The following is a 512-nucleotide window of genomic DNA, read 5'->3' on the forward strand; positions in this document are numbered from 1 at the left end:
ACGGACGAACCTCTGGTGTGCCAGTTGTTCTGCCAAGGGCATGGCTGGTTGGCTACGTTCGGAAGGGATAACCGCTGAAGGCATCTAAGCGGGAAGCCTGCTTCGAGATGAGGTTTCCGTGCCCCGTAAGGGGTGGGAGGCTCCCTGGAGATGACGGGGTTGATAGGCCGGGTGTGGAAGCAACGACTAGCGAGTTGTGGAGCTGACCGGTACTAATAGGCCGATCACTTGTCTACCACGCACCAGCTGCCATCGGTTTCGGTGGGTGTGGGTGTGTTGGCATGGTGAGTGCTGACAAACATTGATGACACTGCTGTGAGTGTTCGCGTCCATTGTGTGGTTCTCGGGAGAGAATCCGCGCCGCCGTCGTCTGCGCCTTCGCGGGGGCAGGGGGTGGGTGGTGTGTTCGATCCTGGCCTGTGTGGTCCGGTGGTCATAGCGGTGGGGAAACGCCCGGTCTCATTCCGAACCCGGAAGCTAAGCCCACCAGCGCCGATGGTACTGCCCGGGAG

General features: G+C 60.7%; 1 rRNA gene and 1 other annotated feature. The gene reads left to right on the plus strand.

Annotated elements, in window-relative coordinates:
• Positions 1 to 236, plus strand: a 23S ribosomal RNA gene (locus ACRYM6_RS22995); the annotation flags it as partial.
• 189 nt (positions 237 to 425) lie between these two features.
• Positions 426 to 510: a sequence feature (5S ribosomal RNA rRNA prediction is too short), on the plus strand.
• The last annotated feature ends 2 nt before the right edge of the window (positions 511 to 512 follow it).

The sequence above is a fragment of the Kineococcus rugosus genome (assembly GCF_050871975.1).
Lineage (GTDB): Bacteria > Actinomycetota > Actinomycetes > Actinomycetales > Kineococcaceae > Kineococcus.